Origin of the sequence: Chroogloeocystis siderophila 5.2 s.c.1 (assembly GCF_001904655.1) — a bacterium.
GTDB lineage: Bacteria > Cyanobacteriota > Cyanobacteriia > Cyanobacteriales > Chroococcidiopsidaceae > Chroogloeocystis > Chroogloeocystis siderophila.
Genome location: NZ_MRCC01000043.1, coordinates 1 through 2537 on the forward strand (window position 1 = coordinate 1; position 2537 = coordinate 2537).

Genomic DNA, 2537 nt, shown 5'->3' on the forward strand with positions numbered 1-2537 from the left:
TCGTGTCTACTTAGCGGCTCCCCGTTTCGTTCTTAACCCAACTGCGTAACTCCTGTACTTAAAAACAAGGGTTGTAGCGCAGGCTGAAACCCATTTTACTAAACTTGGACTAAATCATCGTGTATATACAAGGTTAGTATGGTAGCTCCTCATCAGCAGGGAGAAACTCAAAGTCAAGAATTTGATCTGCTGAGTAAGAACACTTCGTGGGGAACACATCAGCTGGCAGACGAGTCTCTAGCGTCGCTATTTCAATAGCATCGGTGTAAGCTTCTGGTACTAAGTCTGATACACGCAACTTCAGGCTTGGCTGTTGTTTACATAATCGTGCAATGCGTTTTCTACCATTTAAAATTGAACCTTGCCAACTCCGACTACGCGCTTTAAGTTGATATTCCCATTTGAGTAAATGCGTGAGAATTACAACTAAATAACTCTCTAATGCGTTTTCATTACTGCGGTTCAATCCCTCTAGTTCCTCAATCAGATTATCAATGTCTAAATTGTCCCATTGATGACTTTTGAGACTATCAATTTGACTGGCTAACCATAGCCCGTAATCTGTATCGTAAAGCTTGTTTGTATTTGGACTCATAGTTCCTCCTCTCCTAGTAATTCCCACGGGGCATTTTCAATCAGCGACTTAAATTGCAATAGGTAATCCCACGAGCGACTATACTTGTATTCTCCCTTTTGTGCGGGATTGCTACCGTATTCTTGCCGTTTATCTTCGATAAATTGATTGATAGCTTTGAGAATGATTTCTTGTGGTGCTTCTTTATCTCTTACCCACTTCTCGATAATGTCAGTTCAGGAGGTATTGAGAGTATCGGCAAGTTCGCCTAAACATAGCTCTAAGGGTCGTGAATCCTGCTATTAGCTAATTCACGCTTTACTTGTGTAAGATCCATATTGTATTTCAATTTAGTCCCTTCAATAAAAGGGATTTCTACAGTGGCTCTCTCAAATTTTCTCTGTATGAGGTTTTTAAGGGTCGGGTGTGCGAATGCCTTCGCATTTGCCAACACAATTATACTCATCACTGTTTCACAAGTACAAGAAGATACTTGAACTCCTTAATATATAACCGTTTCAGCTTTCTGCGCGAATCTAGAACACACTAATAATTCGCTGAAGTCATTAGCATATCGTTATTCTGAACGATTCCCTGATAAACACCTACCCACTCGCGCATAGGAATCATTGCGCCTAAGCTGTAGTGCGCTGCATACCCTATGATAATTGAGCCAGCCACCATAGTTGCAAACTTTAACCGCACTTGATAGCCAACTTGCCCCACCTTCTTACCTTGACGGCACTCAGATTCCCATTTCCAAAATCCTGGAAATACTTGACAAGATGCGACAACAGCAACCTTGCTATCGATACAGAGCGCTAAATGATCTTTGTACTCTCGGTAAGTAGGAGTTCCCTGAAGGTTTAGCCAGGGAAGATATTGCAGATATTGAAGAACTTGATGTTCTGAACCATCCTTTTGGTAACGCTCTGATAGCATCCGAGGTTTACCGCGACGAACAGCAGGAAATCGGGAAAGAACAAACGGTGTAGACGATATCCAATCCTCAGAAACTTGCTCATTGCTTCCTATATCAGCGATTGCCAGCTTGAGATCATAACCACGAGCAACTCCAGGTAACTCATACCAATTCTCTAAAGTATAGCTACAAATGCGATAAAGCTTGTAATGGATTCAACGACCAATGATGGCAGGAGTATACAAGCTAGACATTAGCGAGAGTGAAGAAGACCTCAAACGGTTGCTCAGAGAGCAGAAAACCGCCTCTAGTAAAGAACGAGTGCAACTGCTGTATCTGCTCAAAAGTAAACAAGCTGAAACGGTACAGCAGGCAGCACAGTTGTTAGGTCGCAACCGAGTGAGTGTTCAAAAGTGGTTACGACGCTATCGAACTGGTGGATTAGCCGCGATGTTAGAGCGCAAGGTGCCATCGGGTCGTCGCCGGGTTGTGCCAGCCTGGGCAGAAGTTGTGCTGCACAAGCGATTGCAACAGCCTGAGGGGTTTGATGGGTATCAAGCCATTTGTGATTGGTTGGAGACCCAGTTGGAGCTTGAGGTGAAATACAAAACGATGCACAAACTGGTGCACTATCGCCTACAGGCTTCACCGAAAGTGCCGCGTCCGGTGAGTGTGGAACAGTCGGCACGGATGGATGCCTATAAAAAAACTGAGCGAGAACCTCAGTATGCTGGTGTTGTTTGCGCTCTCGGTGCTGGGTGGGAACGGCACGGTGCGGTTTTTCTGCAAGAATGAAACACGACTGGGACTGAAGACGCTTGGGGGGCGCAAGCTCACCGCCAAAGGGATCAAACCTAAGGGGCAGGTGCAATGGCAGTTCAAGGCAACCTACCTCTATAGCATTGTGGAACCGAAAACCGGAGCGCATTTTTTCTTTGAGTTTTCCCACCTCAATACAGATTGCTTTCAAGCCTTTCTCAATCTGGGGCGTTGCGGAAAGAGTAATGATTTAAGCGAAAAGTGGTACAGTTTCAAATCGTA

Annotated in this window: 3 protein-coding genes and 1 pseudogene; 2 read left to right on the plus strand and 2 right to left on the minus strand. The window is 44.6% G+C overall.

The window, feature by feature from the left end; genetic code table 11:
• Positions 1-133: 133 nt before the first annotated feature.
• Both NIES1031_RS23075 and NIES1031_RS23085 read right to left on the minus strand, forming a co-directional pair.
• Positions 134-595, minus strand: coding sequence for a DUF29 domain-containing protein (locus NIES1031_RS23075; RefSeq protein WP_073551767.1), 462 nt, complete (start codon positions 593-595; stop codon positions 134-136).
• Positions 596-1120: 525 nt separating this feature from the next.
• On the minus strand, positions 1121-1516 hold the full coding sequence (locus NIES1031_RS23085; protein WP_073551769.1) for a hypothetical protein: 396 nt from the start codon (positions 1514-1516) through the stop codon (positions 1121-1123).
• A gap of 205 nt (positions 1517-1721) precedes the next feature.
• Between NIES1031_RS23085 and NIES1031_RS23090 the strand changes: the two genes are divergently transcribed.
• Positions 1722-2291, plus strand: coding sequence for a helix-turn-helix domain-containing protein (locus NIES1031_RS23090; protein WP_143167859.1), 570 nt, complete (start codon positions 1722-1724; stop codon positions 2289-2291).
• Positions 2269-2537: pseudogene (locus tag NIES1031_RS25290) on the plus strand (IS630 family transposase); the annotation flags it as partial. The gene NIES1031_RS23090 and the pseudogene NIES1031_RS25290, both read left to right, overlap by 23 nt.